15 protein-coding genes are annotated in these 20,008 nt (G+C 68.9%); 7 read left to right on the forward strand and 8 right to left on the reverse strand.

Annotation, left to right across the window (positions count from 1 at the left end; genetic code table 11):
- The first annotated feature begins 146 nt into the window (after window positions 1–146).
- Complete coding sequence (locus ABFD52_02065; GenBank protein ID MEN6559546.1) at window positions 147–1,508, forward strand: M24 family metallopeptidase; 1,362 nt, start codon at window positions 147–149, stop codon at window positions 1,506–1,508.
- 213 nt (window positions 1,509–1,721) lie between these two features.
- Here ABFD52_02065 and ABFD52_02070 read toward each other — a convergent pair whose 3' ends face one another.
- Together ABFD52_02070 and ABFD52_02075 are read right to left on the reverse strand one after the other, a co-directional pair.
- The gene (locus ABFD52_02070) at window positions 1,722–2,444 is read right to left on the reverse strand and encodes a lysophospholipid acyltransferase family protein (protein ID MEN6559547.1); all 723 of its coding nucleotides are present in this window, start codon (window positions 2,442–2,444) and stop codon (window positions 1,722–1,724) included.
- A gap of 11 nt (window positions 2,445–2,455) precedes the next feature.
- A complete protein-coding gene (locus tag ABFD52_02075) occupies window positions 2,456–3,358 on the reverse strand; it encodes a diacylglycerol kinase family protein (protein MEN6559548.1) in 903 nt (300 codons plus the stop codon).
- Window positions 3,359–3,543: 185 nt separating this feature from the next.
- On the opposite strand from ABFD52_02075, the gene ABFD52_02080 reads away from it, so the two are divergent.
- Genes ABFD52_02080 through ABFD52_02090 form a run of 3 tightly spaced genes read left to right on the forward strand, consistent with a single transcriptional unit; the run spans window position 3,544 to window position 8,112 of the window.
- Window positions 3,544–5,595 (forward strand): alpha-galactosidase, encoded by a 2,052-nt coding sequence (locus tag ABFD52_02080; protein ID MEN6559549.1) that lies wholly within the window; start codon window positions 3,544–3,546, stop codon window positions 5,593–5,595.
- Window positions 5,596–5,614: 19 nt separating this feature from the next.
- Window positions 5,615–6,346 carry an ABC transporter ATP-binding protein gene (locus ABFD52_02085; GenBank protein MEN6559550.1) on the forward strand — a complete coding sequence of 244 codons (732 nt, stop codon included), beginning with the start codon at window positions 5,615–5,617 and terminating at the stop codon, window positions 6,344–6,346.
- Window positions 6,343–8,112: a hypothetical protein gene (locus ABFD52_02090; GenBank protein MEN6559551.1), complete on the forward strand. Its 1,770-nt coding sequence runs from the start codon at window positions 6,343–6,345 to the stop codon at window positions 8,110–8,112. The genes ABFD52_02085 and ABFD52_02090 overlap by 4 nt, the downstream gene beginning before the upstream one ends.
- A gap of 12 nt (window positions 8,113–8,124) precedes the next feature.
- Here ABFD52_02090 and ABFD52_02095 read toward each other — a convergent pair whose 3' ends face one another.
- The 3 genes from ABFD52_02095 to ABFD52_02105 are packed head-to-tail and all read right to left on the reverse strand — an operon-like array spanning window position 8,125 to window position 10,213.
- Complete coding sequence (locus ABFD52_02095) at window positions 8,125–8,592, reverse strand: DsrE/DsrF/DrsH-like family protein (protein ID MEN6559552.1); 468 nt, start codon at window positions 8,590–8,592, stop codon at window positions 8,125–8,127.
- A gap of 15 nt (window positions 8,593–8,607) precedes the next feature.
- Entirely contained in the window at window positions 8,608–8,925 is a 318-nt protein-coding gene (locus ABFD52_02100) for a TusE/DsrC/DsvC family sulfur relay protein (GenBank protein MEN6559553.1), read from the reverse strand.
- Between the two features lie 34 nt (window positions 8,926–8,959).
- Window positions 8,960–10,213, reverse strand: coding sequence for an FAD/NAD(P)-binding oxidoreductase (locus ABFD52_02105; GenBank protein MEN6559554.1), 1,254 nt, complete (start codon window positions 10,211–10,213; stop codon window positions 8,960–8,962).
- 257 nt (window positions 10,214–10,470) lie between these two features.
- Between ABFD52_02105 and ABFD52_02110 the strand changes: the two genes are divergently transcribed.
- Together ABFD52_02110 and ABFD52_02115 are read left to right on the forward strand one after the other, a co-directional pair.
- Window positions 10,471–10,995, forward strand: a complete 525-nt coding sequence (locus ABFD52_02110) for a DNA-3-methyladenine glycosylase I (GenBank protein ID MEN6559555.1) — start codon at window positions 10,471–10,473, stop codon at window positions 10,993–10,995.
- A 4-nt stretch (window positions 10,996–10,999) separates the two neighbouring features.
- Window positions 11,000–12,277 (forward strand): MFS transporter, encoded by a 1,278-nt coding sequence (locus ABFD52_02115; GenBank protein MEN6559556.1) that lies wholly within the window; start codon window positions 11,000–11,002, stop codon window positions 12,275–12,277.
- A gap of 58 nt (window positions 12,278–12,335) precedes the next feature.
- Here ABFD52_02115 and ABFD52_02120 read toward each other — a convergent pair whose 3' ends face one another.
- The gene (locus ABFD52_02120; GenBank protein ID MEN6559557.1) at window positions 12,336–15,086 is read right to left on the reverse strand and encodes a DUF5916 domain-containing protein; all 2,751 of its coding nucleotides are present in this window, start codon (window positions 15,084–15,086) and stop codon (window positions 12,336–12,338) included.
- Between the two features lie 163 nt (window positions 15,087–15,249).
- On the opposite strand from ABFD52_02120, the gene ABFD52_02125 reads away from it, so the two are divergent.
- The gene (locus ABFD52_02125; GenBank protein ID MEN6559558.1) at window positions 15,250–16,254 is read left to right on the forward strand and encodes a uroporphyrinogen decarboxylase family protein; all 1,005 of its coding nucleotides are present in this window, start codon (window positions 15,250–15,252) and stop codon (window positions 16,252–16,254) included.
- Between the two features lie 12 nt (window positions 16,255–16,266).
- Here the strand turns inward: ABFD52_02125 and ABFD52_02130 are convergent, their stop codons facing one another.
- Entirely contained in the window at window positions 16,267–18,384 is a 2,118-nt protein-coding gene (locus tag ABFD52_02130; GenBank protein MEN6559559.1) for a glycoside hydrolase family 9 protein, read from the reverse strand.
- 71 nt (window positions 18,385–18,455) lie between these two features.
- Complete coding sequence (locus ABFD52_02135) at window positions 18,456–19,922, reverse strand: C45 family peptidase (GenBank protein ID MEN6559560.1); 1,467 nt, start codon at window positions 19,920–19,922, stop codon at window positions 18,456–18,458.
- Window positions 19,923–20,008: the final 86 nt, after the last annotated feature.

Raw genomic sequence — 20,008 nt, forward strand, 5'->3', positions numbered from 1 at the left:
CTGGAAAGCGTTGGTCCCAAGGCCGGGCCGGCAGGCGGGACTTTTTGCGTATGGGCGGCCGGGCTTTCTATAGTACAATCCGCGTCATGAACGCATCGCGCCGATCAGGATACGTCTTAGGATCAGCCATCCTCGCCTTGGGGCTCATGACCGCGCTCGCCGGATGCGGCGGGCCGGATGCCAAGCCGGGCGCGCCTGGCTCCGCCGGAGCCGCTTCGGCTGAGGGGGCCGGACTGCCCGGCCTCAGGGACCGGGCGGCGCTTTACAACGGCTGGCTCAAGGAGCGCTTCGACCGCATCCTGCCGGAGATCATGCGCCGCGAGGGGATCGATATGTGGGTTGTCGTCTGCCGCGAGCACGCCGAAGACCCGGTCTATCCGACGCTCATGCCCCAGCCGAACATGTTCGCCTGGCGCCTGTCGATGCTCGTCTTCTTCGACCGGGGCGCGGCGGCGGGAGTGGAGCGGCTTTCCGTCAACCCTTTCGGCAGCGGCGACTTCAACAAAGAAATCGGGGACTATTACGCGCCCGGCTGGACGAGCCAGGCCGAGGACCCATGGGCCCGCCTGGCGCGGATCATCCGGGAGAGGAACCCGAAGAAGATCGCGATCGACGAATCGGGGACGTTCGCCTTCGCCGACGGGCTGACGGCCGCGCTCAAGGCGGAGCTCGTCGCCGCCCTCGGGCCCAGGCTTGCGGCCCGCCTCGTTTCGGCGGAACGGCTGGCCGTCGGCTGGCTGGAGAAGCGGACGGCCGGGGAGATCGACTTCTACGCCCGGCTGGCCGCCATGAACCGCCGCGTCGCGGCCGAGGCGCTGTCCGATAAGGCCATCCAGCCCGGCGTCACCACGCTGGCCGACCTCTCCTGGTGGACGCGCGAGCGCTATGCCGCGCTGGGCGTCGAGCCCTGGTTCCAGCCGAGCTTTTACATCGTGCGGCGGGCCGGCGGCCCTGCCGACGAAGCCCTGCGCCGGACCATCCTGCCAGGCGACCTCGTCCGCTGCGACATCGGCTTTTCCTGCCTGGGGATGACGACCGACATCCAGGAAGCCGCCTATGTCCTGCGCGAGGGCGAGACCGAGGTTCCGGCCGGCCTGCGCCAGGCGATGCGGCTAGGCAACCGCCTCCAGGACATCCTGGCGGGCGAGTTCGCGGAGGGCCGGACCGGCAACGAGGTCCTGGCGGCGGCCCTTGGCAAGGCCCGGGCGGAGGGGATCAAGCCGAAGATCTATTCGCACCCTCTCAATTATTACGGTCACGGCGCCGGCCCGAAGATCGGCCTGGGCGACATGCAGAACGGCGTGCCCGGCGTCGGCGACTATCCGCTCCACGCCGACACTTGCTGGGCCGTGGAGCTCAGCATCGGCGCGCCGGTTCCCGAGTGGGGCGGCCAGGAGATATCCTTCGCCCTCGAGCAGAGCGCCGTCTTCAACAGGGCCGGCGTCGTCTTTCCCGCCGGCCGCCAGACTCTTATTGGAGCCTTGGCTAACGCAACACACACAAAATAAATGCAATAAGCCCGATCAGGAAGAATACCGTATCTTAAAGTCCTTGGTTTTCTGCCCGTTTTTCCGCATTTTCACATTTTTGCCTTTGGCATTTTAATCGTCAGGTTTGGGAAAGCAGGAAATTGTCCGAAAAAACCCCGAAATAAGCTGATCGGGCCCTTCGTTTTCTGAGCTATTGTTATTCTAATGAGCAGGTTGCGTTAGCCAAGGCAACTAAGACCCCAGCCGTTCGAGGAAGACGCGGCGGACGCGCTCGATGAGCTCGCCGGCCGTCTCCCTGGTATAGCCGGCCGTCGGCACGGCCGGCTCGATGGTCACGTTGACCAGCCCGGGCCGGATGACCAGGCTGCCCTTCCGCGCGATCTCGAAGGCCCCCTGCTGCACGATCGGCAGGATGTCGACGCCCGCCTCGATGGCCATCAGGAATCCGCCGCGCTTGAAGGGGGAGAGCCGCCCGTCGAGCGTGCGCGTGCCTTCGGGCATGATGCCGAACGAGACCCCCGGCCGCTCCCTGATCCAGGCCGCGGCCCGGCGCAGGGTCTGGACCGCCCTGGCCGTATCCTTGCGACTCAGGGGGAACATGCCCATGCGGCTGAGGGTCGCGCCGTAGACGGGCCAGCGGAAGTGGCTTTCCTCCTCGGCGCCCCGCAGCGGCGGCGGGAAGGCGACCTGGTAAACGAGCGGGTCGAAAAAATTGACGTGGTTCATCATGGCGATGTACTGCCGGCCGGGGACGATGTTCTCGCGGCCCCGGACGCGCAGGCGCACCCCGGCCGCCAGCAGGACGGCCCGGCAGCCGCCCTTGATGAGGGCCTCGAGCGCCCGGCCGCGGCAGAGGAAGGAGCCGATCACGATGCCCAGGCAGGCGGCGACGAACACGGGCAGGGTGACGATCCAGACGAAAAGCGACCGCAGCTCGCCGAGGCTCTCTCTCATTGGGCGCACGGTCAGGCCAGGAAGTCGAGTTCGTCCGGCAGGACCCTGATCCGCAGCGGCGTCCAGCCGACGAGCTCGCCGTCGGCCATCAGCCGCAGCGGCGGGTCGGCCTCGATCCCGATCGCGGCGGCCTGGCGCATGTGGACCCGGGGATGATCGGCGTGCTTGCCGGAAAAAACGCCCGAGAAGATGGAGACGATCTCGCGGCGGTTGACGTTGTTGAAGAGGACGATGTCCGCCCGGCCGTCCCCGGTCTCGGCCTTCGGGGCGATCATCATCTTGCCGCCGGTGTACTTCGAGTTGGAGACGACCAGGGCGCTGTTCGCGGCCTCGAGCCGCCGCCCGTCGGCCTCGATGACGATGCGGTTGGACATGCCGCGGGCGAGCCGGGCCAGCACCGCCACGCTGTAGCCGGCCGCGCCCAGGAACTTGAGGCGCTCGTTGGTCAGCCGGAGGATGTCGGCGATGAGGCCGACGCCGATGATGTTGAGGGAATAGCGCCGGACGGTCCGGCCCCGCTCCCGCTCCTCGAACTCGACGAGATCGACCTTGCGGCGGCGCCCGGCCAATATCGCGTCGAGGGCCTGGTCCGGCGTCTCGATGCCGAAATCGCGGATGAACGAGTTGCCCGTCCCGGCCGGGATCTGGCCGATCTCGGGCCGGCGGCCGGGTCGGCCCTCGGCGTAGAGGCCGTTGATGAGCTCGTACGGCGTGCCGTCGCCGCCGAGGCAGACGATGCGGTCGTAGCCGGCGCCGGCCGCCTCCCGGCCGATCTCGACCGAGTGGCCCGGGTGCTCGGAGAACCGGACCTCGAGGCCGGGGAAGGCTCCCCGGAGGCGCGGCTCGAGCCGCTCGAACACCTTCCGGCCCCGCCCATGACCGGCGGCCGGGTTGACGAGAAGAAGCGTTTTCATGGCCCTACCCTATAGCACAAGCCCCGGAAAATGAAAAGCGCCGGCGCGAGTCCTGGCCCGGGCGCGGCCAGGGTTGAGCCCGGGCCCCGTTTTGAGCTATTGTGAGCGGGTCGGCCCGCGGGCCGGAGGACGGAGATGCGCCCGTCGCGGCCGGCCGGATGTCGCGGAGCATGGGAGGACTGATCATGAAGCGGGTTATCGGAGGAGCGATCGTGATCCTGGGAGCGGCCGTCCTGACCCTCTTTGCGGCGGCCGGCCCGCTGGCCGGCTGGGACCCGGCGGCCGCCCACGACCGGGCCGCCGCGGACGCTTTCGCCGCCGCCCACGCGACGAAGGGCTCGCTGCCGCCGTTCTCGTTCATCTACGGCGGCCAGGCCTCTTCCGGCCTCCTGGGACGCTGGACGGTCACCGCCGAGGAGAAGGCCGATGGCCCGAAGCTGGTCCGGACGTTCGTTTACGCCGATCCGGCGACCGGGCTCCGCGTCACGGCGGTCTACACGCTTTACCGCGATTTCCCGGCCGTCGAGTGGGTGGTGCGGTTCAAGAACGCGGGCCGGGCCGACACGCCGGTCATCGAGACGGTCCGGTCCTGCGCCGTCTCGCTGGCTGGGTTCGCGGAGTCGGCCGCGGGGCCGGTCATGCTCTACCGGGCCCGTGGCAGCGCCGCGGAACGGTCCGACTTCGGCCCGATCAACGAGCCCCTGGCGGCTAAGGCCGAGATCCGGTTCGGGCCGGCGGCCGGCCGGTCGTCGGACACGAACGCCCTGCCGTTCTTCAACGCCGCCGCGCCCGGCCACGGCGTCGTCGCGGCCATCGGCTGGAGCGGCCGCTGGGAGGCCGCGGTCGGTCGCAAGGGCGCCGACCCGCGCTCGCTCGAGCTGGCCGCCGGCCTGGCCGAAACGCACTTCCGGCTCCATCCTGGCGAGGAGGTCCGGACCCCGTCCATCGCGCTCCTCTTCTGGAAGGACCCCGACCGGATGGCCGGGCACAACCTCTTCCGCCGCTTCGTCCTGGCCCATCATATGCCGCGGCGGGACGGCCGGCCCGTGCCGCTGCCGATCGCCCACGGCGTCGGGTTCGGCGGGCCCCTGCCGTGCAACGAGTACGTCTGCGCCACCGAGAGCTACGCCATCGGCATGATCGAGCGGCTGCACCAGTTCGGCATCGAGCCCGACGCCTGCTGGATCGACGCCGGCTGGTACGAGAACCCGACCCCCTACTGGTGGTCCGGCGTCGGCACGTGGACGGTCAACACGAAGAACTTCCCGCGCGGCCTCAAGCCCGTGACCGATGCGGCCGGGAAATACGGCCAGGGGTTCGTCGTCTGGTTCGAGCCCGAGCGCGTCTACGAGAAGACCTGGCTCGACCGCGAGCACAAGGATTGGCTGACCGTGCTGCCGGGCAATCCCAACCGCCTGCTCGACCTGGGCAACCCGAAGGCCCTGGCCTGGCTCGTCGACCACGTCTCGAACTTCCTGCGGGACGAGGGCGTGACCATCTACCGGCAGGACTTCAACTTCGATCCCCGGCCCTATTGGAAGGCCATGGACGCGCCGGACCGGGTCGGTATCGCCGAGATGAAGCACATCGACGGGCTGTACAAGTTCTGGGACGCCCTCCTCGGGCGCAACCCCGGGCTCCTCATCGACAACTGCGCCTCGGGCGGCCGCCGCATCGACCTCGAGACGACGAGCCGGAGCATCCCGCTCTGGCGGACGGACTATAACTACTGGGAGCCGAACGGCTATCAGTGCCATACCTACGGGCTCCATTTCTTCCTGCCGGCCAGCGGCACCGGCAACGGCGACCCGCGCAAGTACTGGTTCCGCAGCTCGATGGGCGGGGCCGTGGTCATGGGCTGGGAGCTCACGTCGAGCTTCAACCTTCGCGCCGCCCTCGAGGACGTGGCCGAGTTCCGGGCGCTCCGGGATTATCTCTACGGCGATTACTACCCGCTGACGGGCTATGCGACGGGCGACGACGCCTGGGCGGCCTTCCAGTGGGACCGGCCGGAAGCGGGCGACGGGATCGTGCTGGCCTTCCGGCGGCCGCAGGCGCCGCAGGCGGCCATCGCGGTCAGGCTCGGCGGCCTCGAGGCGGGCGCGGATTACGAGGTGAGCTACGAGGACTACGGGGTCGCCGTCATCAGGAGCGGCCGCGAGCTGGCCGACGGCCTGACGCTCAAGATCGCCGAGGCCCCGGGCTCGATGCTGATCAAGTACCGGCGGGTGCGTTGAGGGCGGGAAGGAGGGCGGCGTGATCGAGCTGACGAACGTTTTCAAGAGCTACAACCGCGGCCGGATCAAGGCCGTGGACGACCTGACGCTGACCGTGCGGCCGGGCGAGATCTTCGGCTTCCTGGGGCCGAACGGCGCCGGCAAGACGACGACCATCAAGATGATCGTCGGGCTGCTGCGCCCCGACGCGGGGCGGATCGCGGTCGACGGGTTCGATATCGCCGCGGACGGGCTCCGGGCCAAGCAGGTGACGACGTACGTGCCGGACATTCCGGCCGTCTACGAGCGGCTGACCGGGCTCGAATACCTCAACTTCATCGGCGACGTCTACGGCGTGCCGCGGGAGGAGCGCCTGGATCGGATCGGCAAGTGGCTGGAGGTCTTCGAGCTGGCTTCGGCCGTCACGAACCCGATCCAGAGCTATTCGCACGGCATGAAGCAGAAGATCGTGCTCGCGGCGGCCCTGCTGCCCGCCCCGCGGGTCATGGTCCTGGACGAGCCGCTGGTCGGGCTCGACCCGCGGGCGGCCCACCAGATCAAGGAGATGTTCCGCGAGCACTGCGACGCGGGCAAGACGCTCTTTTTCTCGACCCACATCATGGAGGTGGCCGAGAAGCTGTGCGACCGGATCGGCATCATCCATCGGGGCCGGCTGGTCGCTTGCGGCACGATGGCCGAGCTCAAGGCCCTCGACCGGACCGAAGCCGGGTTGTCGCTCGAAGATATCTTCCTGGAGCTGACGGACAAATGAGCGGGGAGAAGGCGTCGGTGCCGGGAGCGGCGGCCGGGCCGGCTGGCGGCGTGGGGGCCCCGCGGCGGCTGGCGGCCGTCGTCCGGGCGGGCCTGCGGTCGAGCTTCGGGCTGGCGACCCTGAAGCACCGTCTGTTCCGGGAGAAGAAGGACCGCTGGCTCGTGCCGCTCGTCGGGGCGGCCGCGCTGGGCGCCGTGCCGATGTTCTACGGCTTCATCCTGCTCATCGAGAACGTCTACCTCGCGCTCAAGCCGATGGGCCAGGAGCGGGCGCTGCTGTCCTTCGGCCTCCTGGCCGGGCAGCTGCTGGTGCTGCTCTTCGGCATCTATTACGTCATCGCGGCCTTCTATTTCTCGCGCGATCTCGAGCTGCTCATACCGCTGCCGCTGCGTCCCGGCGAGGTCATGGCCGGCAAGTTCGCCGTCGTCGTCGTCAACGAGTACCTGACCGTCGCGGCCGTGGTGCTGCCGGTCGTCGTCACGGTCGGCGTCCTGGCCCGGGCGGGGATCGGGTACTGGGCGAACGCCGCGCTGGTGTACCTGGCGCTGCCGGTCATCCCGCTGGCCCTCGTTTCGGCCGCGGTCGTGGTCATGATGCGGCTGGTCAACGTCAGCCGGAAGAAGGACGCGCTCATCCTGGCGGGCAGCCTCCTTCTCATCGCCGTCTCGTTCGGCCTCCAGTTCGCGCTCGGGCGATCGCAGGGGGCGGGCGGGCCGGCGGCCAGCGCCCGGTCGATCGCCGCGTTCTTCACCTCGCCGAACAGCCTGCTGAACAGGGTCGGGGCCGTCTTCCCGCCGGGGATCTGGGCGACCAAGGCGATCGCCGGCGGGTTCAGCGCGGAGGGGCTGGCGAACCTGGGCCTGCTCCTGGGCGTGTCGATCGCCCTTTTCGGCGGCCTGATCGTCGCGGCCGAGAAGCTCTTCTATCGCGGCGTCATCGGGCTGGGCGAAACGACGGGGAAGAGACGGCGGCTGACGCACGACGAGATGTCGAGGCGGGTGACGTCCGGACGCCGGGCCTTCGCGGCCATCTTCGGGCGCGAGTGGAAGATCATGAACCGGACGCCGATCTTCCTGCTCAACGGCCTCCTGGTCAGCGTCTTTGTGCCGGCCATCTTCATGCTCATGGCCACCCTCGCTCCCGGCTCGGGAGGTCACGGCCGGGGCGGCGACCCCACGGCCCTCATCAGGGCCATGATGGCGGCCGATCCGCTCGTCGTCATCCTGGGGGCGGCCCTGTTCATGACCGTCTGCGGCAGCCTCAACGGGACCTCGTCCTCCACGTTCTCGCGGGAGGGCCTTCAGTTCTGGATCTCAAGAACGATCCCGGTCGCGCCGAGGGAGCAGGCGGCGGCCAAGTTCCTGCATTCCTACATCGTCGCGCTCGTCGGCGTGGCCACGGCCGGGATCGTGGGGGCGATCTTCCTCCATCTGAAGGCAGCGTCGCTGGCGGCGGCGGCCGGGCTGTCGCTGGTCGCGGGGGCGCTGCTGACGGCCGTGGGCATGATGATCGACCTGGCCAGGCCGCTCCTCGATTGGACGAACCCGCAGAAGGCCATCAAGCAGAACCTCAATGTCCTCCTGGGCATGCTGGCCGACATCGGCATCCTGACGGCGGTCTATTTCGGGATCAGGCCGCTGATCAGGGCGAAGCTCGCGACCGGCCTCGTGCTGGGGATCGTCTTCGTCGGCCTGGCGGCGCTCGCCGCCGCGGCTTACGCGGCCCTGCTCCGTTTCGCCGACCGGCGCTATCCCGAGATCGAATGAGGCGCCGATCGATCAGGTGAAGATGATCTGGCCGCCGGCCGAGATCCCGTAGAACGTCCCGACGTTGATGATCGAGTCGACCTGCGGACAGAAGTCCTCTTTCTTCAGCCCGAACATGTCGACGGTGGCCTTGCAGGCGTAGAGCTTGCATCCGGCGTCGGCGACCATCCCGATGAACTCGGGCACGGGCGGGATGTCGATCTTGTCCATGGCCTTCTTCATCATCGACGTGGCCAGGGCCGAGAGGCCCGGCAGGATGCCGATGAGCGAGGGCATGTGCAGGCCCGGGTTGCCGACGGTGGCGACCCTGATCCGGCCCATCCGCTTCGTCGTGATGGCGTCGAGGCCGAAGAAGGTGAAGAACAGGTTCGCCTCGATGCCCTCCATGCGGGCCCCGTTGGCCATGATCAGGCCCGGGTAGACGCCGTCCAGCCCGCCCTTGGAGATGATGATCGAAACCTTCTTGATCTTGTCGTCCATGATCCCCTCCCGGCCTCAGACGCAGCCCTCCGGCTTCTTCAGCCCGGCGATCCTGGCCGCCTTTTTGGCCGGGCCGCCGGGGAAGAGGGCGTAGAGGTCCTTGACGCTGATGACGCCGCTCTTGCTGAGGCGGCGGATGCTCGGCGCCTGGCCGGTCTCCCGGGACTCCTTCTGCATGTACTCGAGGACCTTCCAATGGGCCGGCGTGAGCTCGGCGATCCCCTCCTCCCGGGCGATGGCCGCGGCGATCTCGCGCGTCCACCGCGACGGGTCGGTCATGAAGCCCTCGGCGTCGACTTCGACGACGGCCGTTCCATACTGTTTCTGCGGCATTGTCACTCCTCCCTCCGGTTCGGTCCGGTTCTCTCTATCCCGTAGCGCCCGCGGCGGACGGGCGTTTCTTGCCGGCCATCGTCATCCGGTCGGAGATGAACGGCAGGGGCCGCCCCCGGATCATCAGACGCCAGTAGATCGGGCGGAAGGCGAGCTTGGCCCAATGGTTGAGGCGGCTCGGCTTGAGGAGCGGCAACGGGCCGACGACCGGGAAGGGGAAGCGCCCGGGGAGCGGCTCGACCTCGTAGTTGAAGTCGATCAGGATGGCCCGGCCGCGACCCGTTTCGATGAAGCAGTTGGCGTGCCCCTCGAACTCCGCCGCCAGGGGCCGCCCGGCGACGGCCCGCTCGACGTTGCCGGCCACCGTCCGGGCCTGGAAGTGGACGACCGAGCCGGCCTTCGACGCGGGCACGTTCGCCGCGTCGCCGATGACGAAGATGTTCTCGTGCCTCTTCGACCGGAGCGTCCTCGGGTCGGCCGGCACGAAGCGCAGCTCATCGCCCAAGCCGGAGGCCCCGATGACCTCGTCGCCCATGTTGGTCGGCACGGAGACGAGAAGGTCGTAGGCGACCTCGCGGCCGTCGTAGCCGACGAGCTTGCGGGCCGCGGCGTCGACGCGCTCGGCGACGAAATCGGGGACGACGCGGATCCCCCTTTCCTCGAGGAGGGCGCCGAGGGCGGCCGAGGCCGCGGGCCTGGTGAAGGGACCGGGCAGGGGGGTAACGTAAACGATGTCGACCGCGTCCCGCCGGCCGCGCCGAAGGAAGTGCCAGTCGGCGAGGAACGCGAACTCGAGCGGAGCGACCGGGCACTTTATGGGCATCTCGTTGACATGGACGGCCAGCGTCCCGCCCGTGAACGACTCGAGCCGGCGGGCCAGAGCCGCGCTGCCGCCGGGCGTATAGAAGTCGAAGGCCGTCTCGCGCCAGGCGTGGAGCAGGCCGGGCGTTTCCCCAGGCGCGATGTCGCAGCCGGTCGCGATAACGAGGATGTCGTAGGGAAGGGCCTCGCCGCCGCCGATCCGGACCTCGTTCCCGGCCGGGTCGATCCCCTCGATCGGGGCGATGACCAGCTCGACGCCGCCGGGCAGGAGCCCGGCCCGGTCCCTGACCAGCTGCCGGGGGGCATACAGGCCGAAGGGAACGAAGAGGAACCCCGGCTGGTAATAATGGTCCATGCTGCGGTCGACGACCGTGATGGCCCAGGCGGCCGGGGAGAGGCGCCGGCGGAGGATGTGGGCTATGGCGGTGCCGCCCGTCCCGGCCCCGAGGATGACGAGTCGTTTCATGGACAGCCCCTTTTGCCCCTCCGGCCCTGAAATACTACCATTATTATAGGATTAATTCAAGAGACCGGCGGCCGGGCGCCGGCGCCGCCGCTGTGCTAAGATGGCCGGCGGCGAGGTGCCGTATGAGCGGACGAGCGAAAGGACAGGCGCGGACGGCGTCCGGGACCGGGACCGCGGCCGCAGCTGGGACGGGAGCCCGGGCAGGCCGGAGCCATGGGGACAGGACCCGCTGCTGGGGCGCGCCCGACGATCCGTTGATGCGGGATTACCACGACTTCGAATGGGGCACGCCGCTCCACGACGACCGCAAGATCTTCGAGTTCCTCGTCCTGGAAGGCATGCAGGCCGGCCTGAGCTGGAAGCTCATCCTCGACAGGCGGGAGAACTTCAGGCGGGCCTTCCGGGAGTTCGATCCGGAGAGGGTGGCCCGGTTCGCCGGCCGGGACGTGCGGCGGCTGCTGGGGGACGCGGGGATCATCCGGAACCGGCTGAAGATCCTGGCTGCGATCAACAACGCCCGCCGCTTCCTCGAGGTCCGGAGGGAATTCGGGACGTTCGATCGCTACATCTGGGGCTTCGTCGGCGGGAAGCCGGTGCAGAACGGGCTGCGGTCGTTCGCGGCCATGCCGGCGCGCACCCCCCTGTCCGACGCCATCAGCAGGGACCTCAAGGCCCGGGGCTTCAAGTTCGTCGGCTCGACCATCGTTTATTCCCATATGCAGGCGACCGGCATGGTCAATGACCACCTGGTCACCTGCTTCCGGCACCGGGAGCTCCGATAACGGCATGACCCGGCCTTTTCGACCGATCCGCTTCGTCGCCGGCGAGTACGCCCGGGCATATCGCGGCCTGCCTCGGCGAGCCTGGATCCTCTTCGCGGTCAACCTGGTCAACTCGTCCGGTTCTATGGTCTTCTTCTTCCTGTCGCTCTACCTGACCCGGAAGATCGGCCTGACGGCGGCCCGGGCCGGCCAGGTCCTCAGCCTGTACGGCTTCGGCTCCCCGGCCGGGGCCTTCGCCGGGGGCTGGCTGGCCGACCGGATCGGGTCCATCCGCGTCCAGAAGCTGAGCCTGGCCGCCTGCGGCGTCCTGCTCATCGCCCTGGGCCGGGTCCCGACGCTGGCCGGGATCGTGCCCCTGCTCTTCGCCATGGCCCTCTTCGCGGGCATGCTCTTCCCGGCCAACGCGACATCGATGTCGAAGATCTGCCCGCCGGAGCTCCGGGTCAAGGGATTCGCTCTCAACCGGCTGGCCAACAACCTGGGGGCGACGATCGGCCCGGCCGTCGGCGGCGTGCTGGCCGTTCACAGCTACGGACTTCTCTTCTGGGCGGACGGGCTGACCTCGCTCGCGGCGGCCGCGCTGTTCGCCCTGCTCTGGAAGGGCGCGCGGCTTGGGGCGGGACCGGCGGGAGAGCCGGCGGACCGGGCCGCCGGCCTGGCCGACCCCGAAGGCCCCGCGGCTCCGCTCCCGGCGGCGGGCGCGCCGCGGGCCCGCTCGCCCTGGCGCGATGTCCCGTTCCTCCTGATGATGCTCATCTTCTTTGTCTGGAGCCTCGTCTTCGTCCAGGTCCTGACGACCTTCCCTATCTATATCCGGAACGTCTACGGCCTGGCCGAGAACCGGATCGGACAGCTTTACGCGGTCAATACCGTCCTGATCGTCCTCCTGGAGATGGTCCTGATGGAAAAGATCCGGAAGTATCCGCTGACCAGGATGATCAACCTGTCGTTCGTGCTGCTGGGCGCCGGACTGGGATCGATGCCGCTCGGGCGCGGGTTCGCGTTCGGGGCCCTGACCGTGGCGGTCTGGACGTTCGGGGAGATGCTGAGCATGCCGCTGGTGACGGCCCTGATCGCCGGGCGGGCCGACGACTCGAACCGCGGCCGCTACATGGGCTTCAACAGCTTCGCCTTCTCGCTGGCCTTCATCGTCGGCCCCGCCGCCGGCACCGCGGTCTATGACGGCCTGGGCCCCGACGCGGTCTGGTATGTCTGCGCGGCGGCCTGCGCCGTGATCGCCGCGGCCTTCGCCGCCTTGCGGCCCCATCTCGAACGGCGCTAGCGAAAAGAGGGGGTCAAACCTGACCCCTTCCGAAAAACCCCCTCTGAAATACCGCCGGCTAGATGTTCCAGCGATAGGAGACCTTCAGCAGGAAGATGTTCTCGCCCGGGGCCGAGAACAGGTCGCCCAGGTCGCGCCCCAGCCGCAGGTCCCCGGGATTGGCGAAGTCGGCCCGGTTCTGGGTCCAGACGAAGTACAGCAGCGAACCCGGCCGGTACTCCCAGCGCAGGACCACGGTGCCGCGCAGGGACTTGTAGTTGAAGTCCGGATTCCCGAAGCTGAACGGCGCGGCCGCTCCGGCCGCCCCGTCCGGGTCGACGGTGTAGATCCCGCTCGCTTCGTCGTAGGCGATCGTCGACGGGCCGCCGCCCGCGCCGTACACGCTGTAGGCATACGTTTTCGGCGCGGCCAGCTCCTTGAACATGTCATAGCGGCCGACCGCGAGGTAGGGCTGGATGTAGGCCTGGAGCGTCAGCCTGGGCGTGAACGTCCAATCGACCCTGATCTCGCTCCCCAGGACCTTCTCGTCGATCCGCCCGAACACGTAGCGGCGGCCGTAGGTCGCGGTCATCAGCGCGTCGTCGACGCGCGTCACCCACTGGATGTCGTTCTTCGAGAGCTCGAGCGTCGGGCCGACCGACAGGCTCAGGTTCGACATCGGCTTCCACCGGGCCGCGAGCTGGCCGCTCCATTCCGTCCCGGCCCGCGGCCTCTGGTATGTCGTTCCGTAGATCTCGAACACGACCGGCTTCCGGCTGTCGGTGTTGACGCCCAGGTTCACCTGCCAGCCCGAGGGCATGAGCGCCAGCGGCCCGCCCCGGGTCAGGTTCTTGCTCATGGTGTCGGGGTTGTAGGCGAACATCGTGTCGAACGTCCAGAAATTCCTGAGCTGGCCCTGGAACTCGACCAGGCCGCCGTCCCAATTCTTGTTGCCGCCGAAATCGTAGTTCCGGAACAAGCCGCCGATGACGAGCGCGTAGCGGAAGACCTTGCCCGGCTTCGTCCACTGGTAGCCGGGGACGATCTGCAGGTTGACGATGTCGGACGCGCCGTATTGGAAGCCGATGTCGTTCGGGTCGAACCCCGGCGAGATGGCCCCGACGTTGGCCAGGAAGAGGAAGTTCCCGTTCTGCTTGGCCAGGTTGAACCGGCCCGCCCAGCCGCTCAGGCTCCTCGCCGCCGGGTCGACCTCGACATGGGTCGCGTCGGGCCGCTGGAAGTAGTGCATGGACGAGTTCTGGAGGCGGAGGATGTCCGCGGCCGTGCCCTCGACGCGGGTCGCCCCCGCCCAGCCGCCGACGACCCAGCTCTTCTTCTTGTCGAGCGAGATCCAGCCGTCCGCGGCCAGCGAGAAGGCGTTCCTGTTCAGCAGGCCGGCGAGCGTCCCGTCCCCGGCGCCGGAGCCGCCGAGGTCGCGCATGACGGCCGTGGCCATGAGGCCCAGGCCGTTCCGTCCCTCGTTGAGATCCTTCTGGATGCGCAGCGCGCCGTAATAAGAGAGCGGTTCGACCTTCTGCCGCAGGCGCGTCCCGAGCCGGTCGATCTCGGCGAACTCGTTCCCGGTGACGGCGTTGAGCCAGCCGACGTTCCAGCTGCCGCCCAGCTTGCCGGTCAGTTTGGCCGCGCCCAGGATCGTCGTCCGGTCGGGGGCGCGATAGAACCCTTCCCCGGTCACGTAGCCCTGCGGCTCGCGCCCGATCCGCCGGCTGTAGAAGAAGGTCGGCATCGGCCAGTTGATGTTGGCGTTCATGAAGACGCCGCCGCGGCCGAAGTTGTTGAACAGCGACGCGCCCTCGATGAAGAAGGGCCGCTTCTCCTCGTAGTAGGTCTCGTAGGCGGAGAGGTTGAGGACGGCCGGGTCGACCTCGACCTGCCCGAAGTCCGGGTTGACCGTCGCGTCGAGCGTCAGGTTGCTCTTCAGGCCGACCTTGAGGTCGAAGCCGGCGTTGGCCAGCGCCCGGTGCCCGGTCTCGAACGGGTTGCCCTCCTGGGCCGGCCGGAACTGGGCCTGGGCCACGGCGTAGGGCATGAACTCGATCCGCCCGCCCGGGCTGATGCCGCGCAGGCCCTCGAGCCGGGCGAACCGCGAGACGAAGGCCGTCTCGCTCTTGGGCACCCAGCTGAAGCTCGACTGCTCGTTCTTGCGCCGGATCATGCGGGCGAAGTTGATGCCCCAGACGTACTCGTCTTTTTTCGGGAAGCGGATCTGGTTGAAGGGGATGCGGATCTCGATGGTCCAGCCGTCGCCGTTGACGGCGGCCTTGTTCTCCCAGACGCCGTCCCAGGAATCGTCGTTGTTGACGTCGTTGGAGAGCGCCGCGTCGGTGATGGCCCCGGCCGGGTTCGCGTAAAAGGCGTAGCCGGAGCGCTTGTCGAAATAGGGATCGACGGCGACCATGAACCAGTCGGAGTCGGTCTGGGCGTCCCGGCGGCCGAGGCGCCGGCGGATCTTCGAGGGCTCGGAGTCGTGGCAGAAGGCGGCGACGTAGAGGGCGTGGTCGTCGTAAGCGACCCAGACCTCGGTCGATTCGGTGGCCGGGGCGCCGTCCTGGGGATCGTTCTGGGTGAAGCCGGAGGCGGCGGGCGCGGCCTTCCAGACCGCCTCGTCGAGGCGCCCGTCGACGGCGATGGGCCCGGCCGCGCGGACGGCCTGGACGCTCCTGGCGGGCAGGGGGGCCTGCTGGATCCTGGCGGCCGGCTTCCCGGCCCCGCGGGAAGCGGGCGAGGCCACGGGGGAAGCCGCGAGCGGGACGGACGCGCAAGCCAGGGCGAGTCCCAGGGCCAAAGTGCGGAAAACGCGGTTCTTCATGGTCGGCTCCTGATCGGCGAACGGTCGACGGTCCTTATGCGCAGGCCCCCCGGGCCGGATGGTCTGGAAGCGCCCTTTCCATAAAGGAATACGAAACGGCGAGCCGGAATGTTGCCTTGCCGGTTTGACCCCCTCCCGGGCTTGAGTTAAGATACCGGTTGAAATGGACACACGCTTCGCGAGATTCGTCAGGGACTTCCCGGGGCGGCTGGCCATGCCCCTCTGCGCCTTCTCCGGGCTGGCTATCACCGGAGAATCGGTCGAGGACATGGTCAGCGTGCCGGGCTCGCAGTTCAAGGCGGTCATGGCCCTCCAGGACCGCTATCAGACGCCCGTCCTCCTCACGGCCGTCGACGTGACCGCCGAGGCCGAAGCCTACGGTGTCGAGGTCAGGCTGGCGACCCGCGAGGCGCCGTCCGTGGTCGGGCGCGCCGTCACCGGCGCCGCCGACATCTCCTCGCTGGCCGACCCCTTGCCCGGCGATGCCCGGACCCGCGTCCCGCTCGAAACGGCCTGGCGCCTGACCGCCGAAGTCGGCGAATCCGTTCCCGTCCTGGGCGCCATGCTGGGGCCGTTCACGCTGGCCACGCAGCTGTTCGGGCTCAAAGAAGCCCTGGCCGCCGTGCCGGCCGATCCCGACACGATCGAGGCCCTGCTCGACACCGTCACGGGCTTCCTCTGCCGCTACGCCCTGGAGTTCCGCGAGACGGGGGCCTGGGGCATCCTGGTGGCCGAGGGCGCGGCCGGCCGCCTGGCGCCCGAGGACGCGGCCCGGTTCTCGACGCCCTTCGTCAGGCGCATCGTCAAGGCCGTCGAGACCCCGGATTTCGCCGTCGTCCTCCACTGCTGCCGGGCCTCGAACGCCCACGTGGACGCGCTCCTCGAATCGGGCGCGGGGATGTATCATTTCGGAGGGCGCGTGGACATCGCCGCGGCGCTCGGGCGGGTCGCCCCGGAGACGGTCCTGCTCGGCAACCTCGACGCGGTGAAGCTCTTCGAAAAGGGGACGCCGCAGGCGGTCGGGGACGCGGCGCGGAGCCTGCTGGAGGCCACTCGTCCCTATAAGAATTTCGGCATTTCGTCCGGCTGCGAGCTCCCGCCGGGGTCGCCCCTGGCCAACCTCAACGCCTTCTTCCGCGCCGTCGCGGAATTCAACAAGCAGGCCTGATCCCCTCCGGCGTCATTCGCCGATCGATACCGCCACCAGGTACCAGGCGGCGTGGGGCAGCCACTGCTCGGCCCAGCGCCAATCGTCGTCCTTGCCGGTCTGGGCATAGCGCAGGCCGAAGTCGATGCCGTCGACGTCGCCGTCCGCGTATCCGCCCGTGACGCCGTTGCAGATGCCGCCGGGCGCGTTCGTGTACTCGGGGGAATCGAAGAACATGTAGGCGATATTGTTGCGGCCGTGGCCTTGGAGCATGCAGGCGTCATAAGGATTGAGCCCCAGGATCCAGTCGAGCTGGGCCCGGCCGAAGGCGCGCAGGCGGCCGGCGAAGCCCGGGCTGCCGACAGGGCCGGCGGGCGGCTTCACTCCGGGCGGACCGGCCTCCCCGGCCGTCCCGTCGAGCCCGGCCGCGGAGAGCGATCGGGCCGCCAGGCCCGCGGCCGCGGCCATCGACCCGAGACGGGCGTTCTCGCCCTGCCACCAGGGCGCGGTTTCGGTGTCGTGGGGGAAGAAGAAGGCCGACCGGCGGCTGGCCGCCCCATCTTTCGACTGGACGAGCTGGCGGCTGTAGCCGAAGGGGTTGGCGACCTCGCCGCTGATAGCCAGCTCGAAGGCCAGGGACTTGCGGACGGCCTCGAGCGCCCGGGCCCGGGCCGGCCCGTCCGCGACTTCCGCGTAGGCGACGAGCGCGACGACGGGCAGGCCGGCGTCGACGGGGTGGAAGAAGGGGCGGTCGCCTCCCGGGCCGTCGGCCCGCCAGTAGTTCTCGTAAGCCGCCCCGCCGCGGCTTGTCCAGGACGTCGATCGCGCCTCGAGCGAGGCCGCGCGCCGGTCCGCGGCCTCCATGTAGACGGGCTTTCGCGTGGTCCGGTAGAGCTCGACGGCCGCGACGAGAGCGCAATAATCGTCGACGATGTTCTCCCGGCCGTCGTTCGTGAACGTCAGGTTGTTCTTCTCGAGGAAGGCGAAGGCGTCCTCGGCCGCCTTCAGGTAATCGGTCGCCGCGAAGTCGCCTTCGCCCCGGCTCATCCCGTAGCCCTCGCTCCCGGGGGCCCCGGCCGGTCCGCCGCGCGCCGCGGCCATGGCCAGGGCGGCGATGCCCAGGCCCGCGCCTTCCCGGTAGCCGGCCTCGTACGCGGCGTCGCCCGCGATCCGCTCCCGCCCGTAGTCGCGGAACTTGTCCTTGGTATCCGGCGTCAGGATGATGTGCCGTCCGGCCTTTGGGGCGATGCGGCGATCTTCCGGCTTCTTCTCCGGGCCGCGCCCGGAGACAGTGATGTAAAAAGACCCGCGCGGGTCCTTGACGCGGACGAGGTAGTCGGCGCCGAAGAGGGCCTCGTCGAGCAGGCGCTTCCGGTATTGCCTGAGGGCCGGGCCGTCGCGCCGCTCGATCTCTCGCAGGGCCGTGAACAGGCCCCAGGCGGCGAGCGAGATCTGCTGGGGATTGAAATAGGTCGAATACGACAAGTGCGAAAGGTGCTTGCCGTAGTCGCCGGTCGCGTCGAACCAGCCGCCGTGGACGTCGACGACGCCGGGCCGGCCTTCGAACGTCATGGTCCGGTCGGCCTTGTCCCAGAGGCCGGACGAGCGCTGGCCCTTGAAGTAATAGAGGACGTCGGACAGGGTGCTGAGGGTGAGGGCGTTCTTCCGGACGAGGATGGGCTGGGAGCGGAGGAGGGGAGCGGGATCGGGAAAGGAGGAAGCGGCCCGTGACGGATCGGCCGAGGCGCCCGCCCGGTTCGCGCCGCCGGCGACCTCGATAATATATGCGCCTTCCGCCGTGACCGCGCTCCAATCGACCGTCCAGAAGTCCCAGCCCTTCCACTTGGCGACGGGCCCGGCATGGACGGGCAGGCCGCTGAGGACGGTCTCGCCGCCGGGGAAGCTCCTGACCGTGAACGAGGCGAACGAATCGCCGTCGCTGCCCTGGATGACGGCTTTCTTGGCCCCGCCGGGCTCATAGCCGACCTGATTGACCAGGATGCGGGCGGCGGGCGGCGGGACCTGGGCCTGAGCCGGGCGGCCGGCTTTGCCCGGGTCCCCCGACGGGCTCGAACCGCAGCGGGCCAGGCCAAGACAGAAGAGAGAGCAGAGAGCCAAAGACAGGGGCGTTCTCTTGAGTGCCGGAGGCATCGGACCCTCCTAAGGCAAGGTTGCGGCCCGACGGGGCCGAGCTCATTCTACACTAACCCGGGAGGAACGGATCAATGCGATTCCCGCCCCCCTGTTTTCCCTGCTTCGAACAAGGTCCAGGGTTGGGCTTTCATGTCCTTCAGATACGGCTTCTGCCAGGCGAACTCGGGATGCTTGGCCAGGAAATCAGCCGCGATGAAGTCCCTCCCGCACGGATGGCCCATGTGGGCCCAGATCTTCATCTCTTTGACCAGGGCCGTCGATGTCACCTTGCCCTGGACCGAGCCGGCCGGCGAGAACGGGGCCCAGCTGAACTCGGGGGTGCCCTTGGGATCCTCGTCGACGTGGCCGCAGAGAACGTTGCTGTTGGATCCCGTCCGGCCGGTCGCCAGGTCGACATGGTCCGCCTCGAAGAGCTTGCCGTCCTCGACGTCGATGTAGCCCCTGTATTCGGCCATCAGCTGCTCCCAGCGGGCCTTCCGGACGAGCACGGACTGCCCTTTGTTCGACGGATCGAAGGTGGTCTCCTCGGCGACGACCTTCTCGTCGCCGGGGAAGTTCGAGCCGACGAAATAGCCGTCCCTGGTCCGCCAGAGCCTCTGGTTCTTCAAGCCCAGCTCGTACTTGGCGATCTCGCCCGTCTTGGTGTCGCCGACGAGCCAGTCGTTGGCGTAGGCGCCGTTGCTGTCGGCGCTCATGATCCGGACGAAATCGTTGATCGAGGCCGCGTACTGGGCCGCCTTCCGGGCCCTCATGAACTCGGGCGTTCCTCCTTCGCGGAAGCCCTTGAACGTGCCCATGGTCGTCTCCGTGTAGACGAGCCCGGCGCCGTTGACGACGAAGTCGTCGCCGCTGTGGATGGCCCCGGGCAGGCAGTCCATCAGGATGCGCCGGCCCGAGGCCGGGACGATATCGGCGATGACGTTCCAGCGCGCCCCGACGGCGTAATCGACCCAGTTGTTGTGGCCGATGACGATGCCGCCTCCCTCGGTCCAGCTGCCCGTGGCGATGAAGGCGCTGCAGTAGCCGGGGGCCTTGTTGTCGCCGGCGCCCGCCTCAGCCTGGCCGTCGAGGTAGGGGACGTAGTACCAGGCCAGCTCGATCCAGCCGTTGAGGGCGGTGATGTCGGTCCGGTCATACGCGGAGCGGGGGAGGCGGGCTTTCAGTCCCGCGGCGATGCCCTCGATCTCCGCCTGATATTCCGGCTCCAGCTTGGGCCAGAACATCCGCTCGGCCGAGGCCCTGAAGAAGGCCCAGTCCCGCCTGGTCGAGCCCTGGAGGAAATGGGCCAGCGTTTTCAGCAGGTCGTCGATCTCCGGAGCCAGCAGCCAGCCGTGCTGGAAGCCGATCTGCCGCGGCGTGCCCTCGAGATGGATGTTGATCCAGCCGTTGGTGTCGGCGCGCGAGGCCCCGGCCAGCTCGGCCGGGGCGGCCGGCCCGGCCTCCTTCTTCGCGCAGGCGCAGGTGAGGGCCAGGAAACCGCAGAGCGTGACCAGGATGACGGCCGCGCCGGTCCGTGCACGGGTCTTTGATCGCATGGATGACTCCTTCCGGCCCCCGCATCTCTCCGTCCCGCCGTGCCGGCGGAGGGCGGGCGAGGCGGGCGGCGTCGATGACGGGGCCG

The sequence above is a fragment of the Acidobacteriota bacterium genome (assembly GCA_039683095.1).
GTDB lineage: Bacteria > Acidobacteriota > Aminicenantia > Aminicenantales > Saccharicenantaceae > RBG-16-66-30.

Excerpts from the sequence above, each read along its gene's own strand:
- ABFD52_02065 (MEN6559546.1), top strand. The coding sequence starts at position 147 with ATGACCGCGCTCGCCGGATGCGGCGGGCCGGATGCCAAGCCGGGCGCG.
- ABFD52_02070 (MEN6559547.1), bottom strand. The coding sequence starts at position 2,444 with ATGAGAGAGAGCCTCGGCGAGCTGCGGTCGCTTTTCGTCTGGATCGTC.
- ABFD52_02075 (MEN6559548.1), bottom strand. The coding sequence starts at position 3,358 with ATGAAAACGCTTCTTCTCGTCAACCCGGCCGCCGGTCATGGGCGGGGC.
- ABFD52_02080 (MEN6559549.1), top strand. The coding sequence starts at position 3,544 with ATGAAGCGGGTTATCGGAGGAGCGATCGTGATCCTGGGAGCGGCCGTC.
- ABFD52_02090 (MEN6559551.1), top strand. The coding sequence starts at position 6,343 with ATGAGCGGGGAGAAGGCGTCGGTGCCGGGAGCGGCGGCCGGGCCGGCT.
- ABFD52_02095 (MEN6559552.1), bottom strand. The coding sequence starts at position 8,592 with ATGGACGACAAGATCAAGAAGGTTTCGATCATCATCTCCAAGGGCGGG.
- ABFD52_02100 (MEN6559553.1), bottom strand. The coding sequence starts at position 8,925 with ATGCCGCAGAAACAGTATGGAACGGCCGTCGTCGAAGTCGACGCCGAG.
- ABFD52_02105 (MEN6559554.1), bottom strand. The coding sequence starts at position 10,213 with ATGAAACGACTCGTCATCCTCGGGGCCGGGACGGGCGGCACCGCCATA.
- ABFD52_02110 (MEN6559555.1), top strand. The coding sequence starts at position 10,471 with ATGCGGGATTACCACGACTTCGAATGGGGCACGCCGCTCCACGACGAC.
- ABFD52_02115 (MEN6559556.1), top strand. The coding sequence starts at position 11,000 with ATGACCCGGCCTTTTCGACCGATCCGCTTCGTCGCCGGCGAGTACGCC.
- ABFD52_02120 (MEN6559557.1), bottom strand. The coding sequence starts at position 15,086 with ATGAAGAACCGCGTTTTCCGCACTTTGGCCCTGGGACTCGCCCTGGCT.
- ABFD52_02125 (MEN6559558.1), top strand. The coding sequence starts at position 15,250 with ATGGACACACGCTTCGCGAGATTCGTCAGGGACTTCCCGGGGCGGCTG.
- ABFD52_02130 (MEN6559559.1), bottom strand. The coding sequence starts at position 18,384 with ATGCCTCCGGCACTCAAGAGAACGCCCCTGTCTTTGGCTCTCTGCTCT.
- ABFD52_02135 (MEN6559560.1), bottom strand. The coding sequence starts at position 19,922 with ATGCGATCAAAGACCCGTGCACGGACCGGCGCGGCCGTCATCCTGGTC.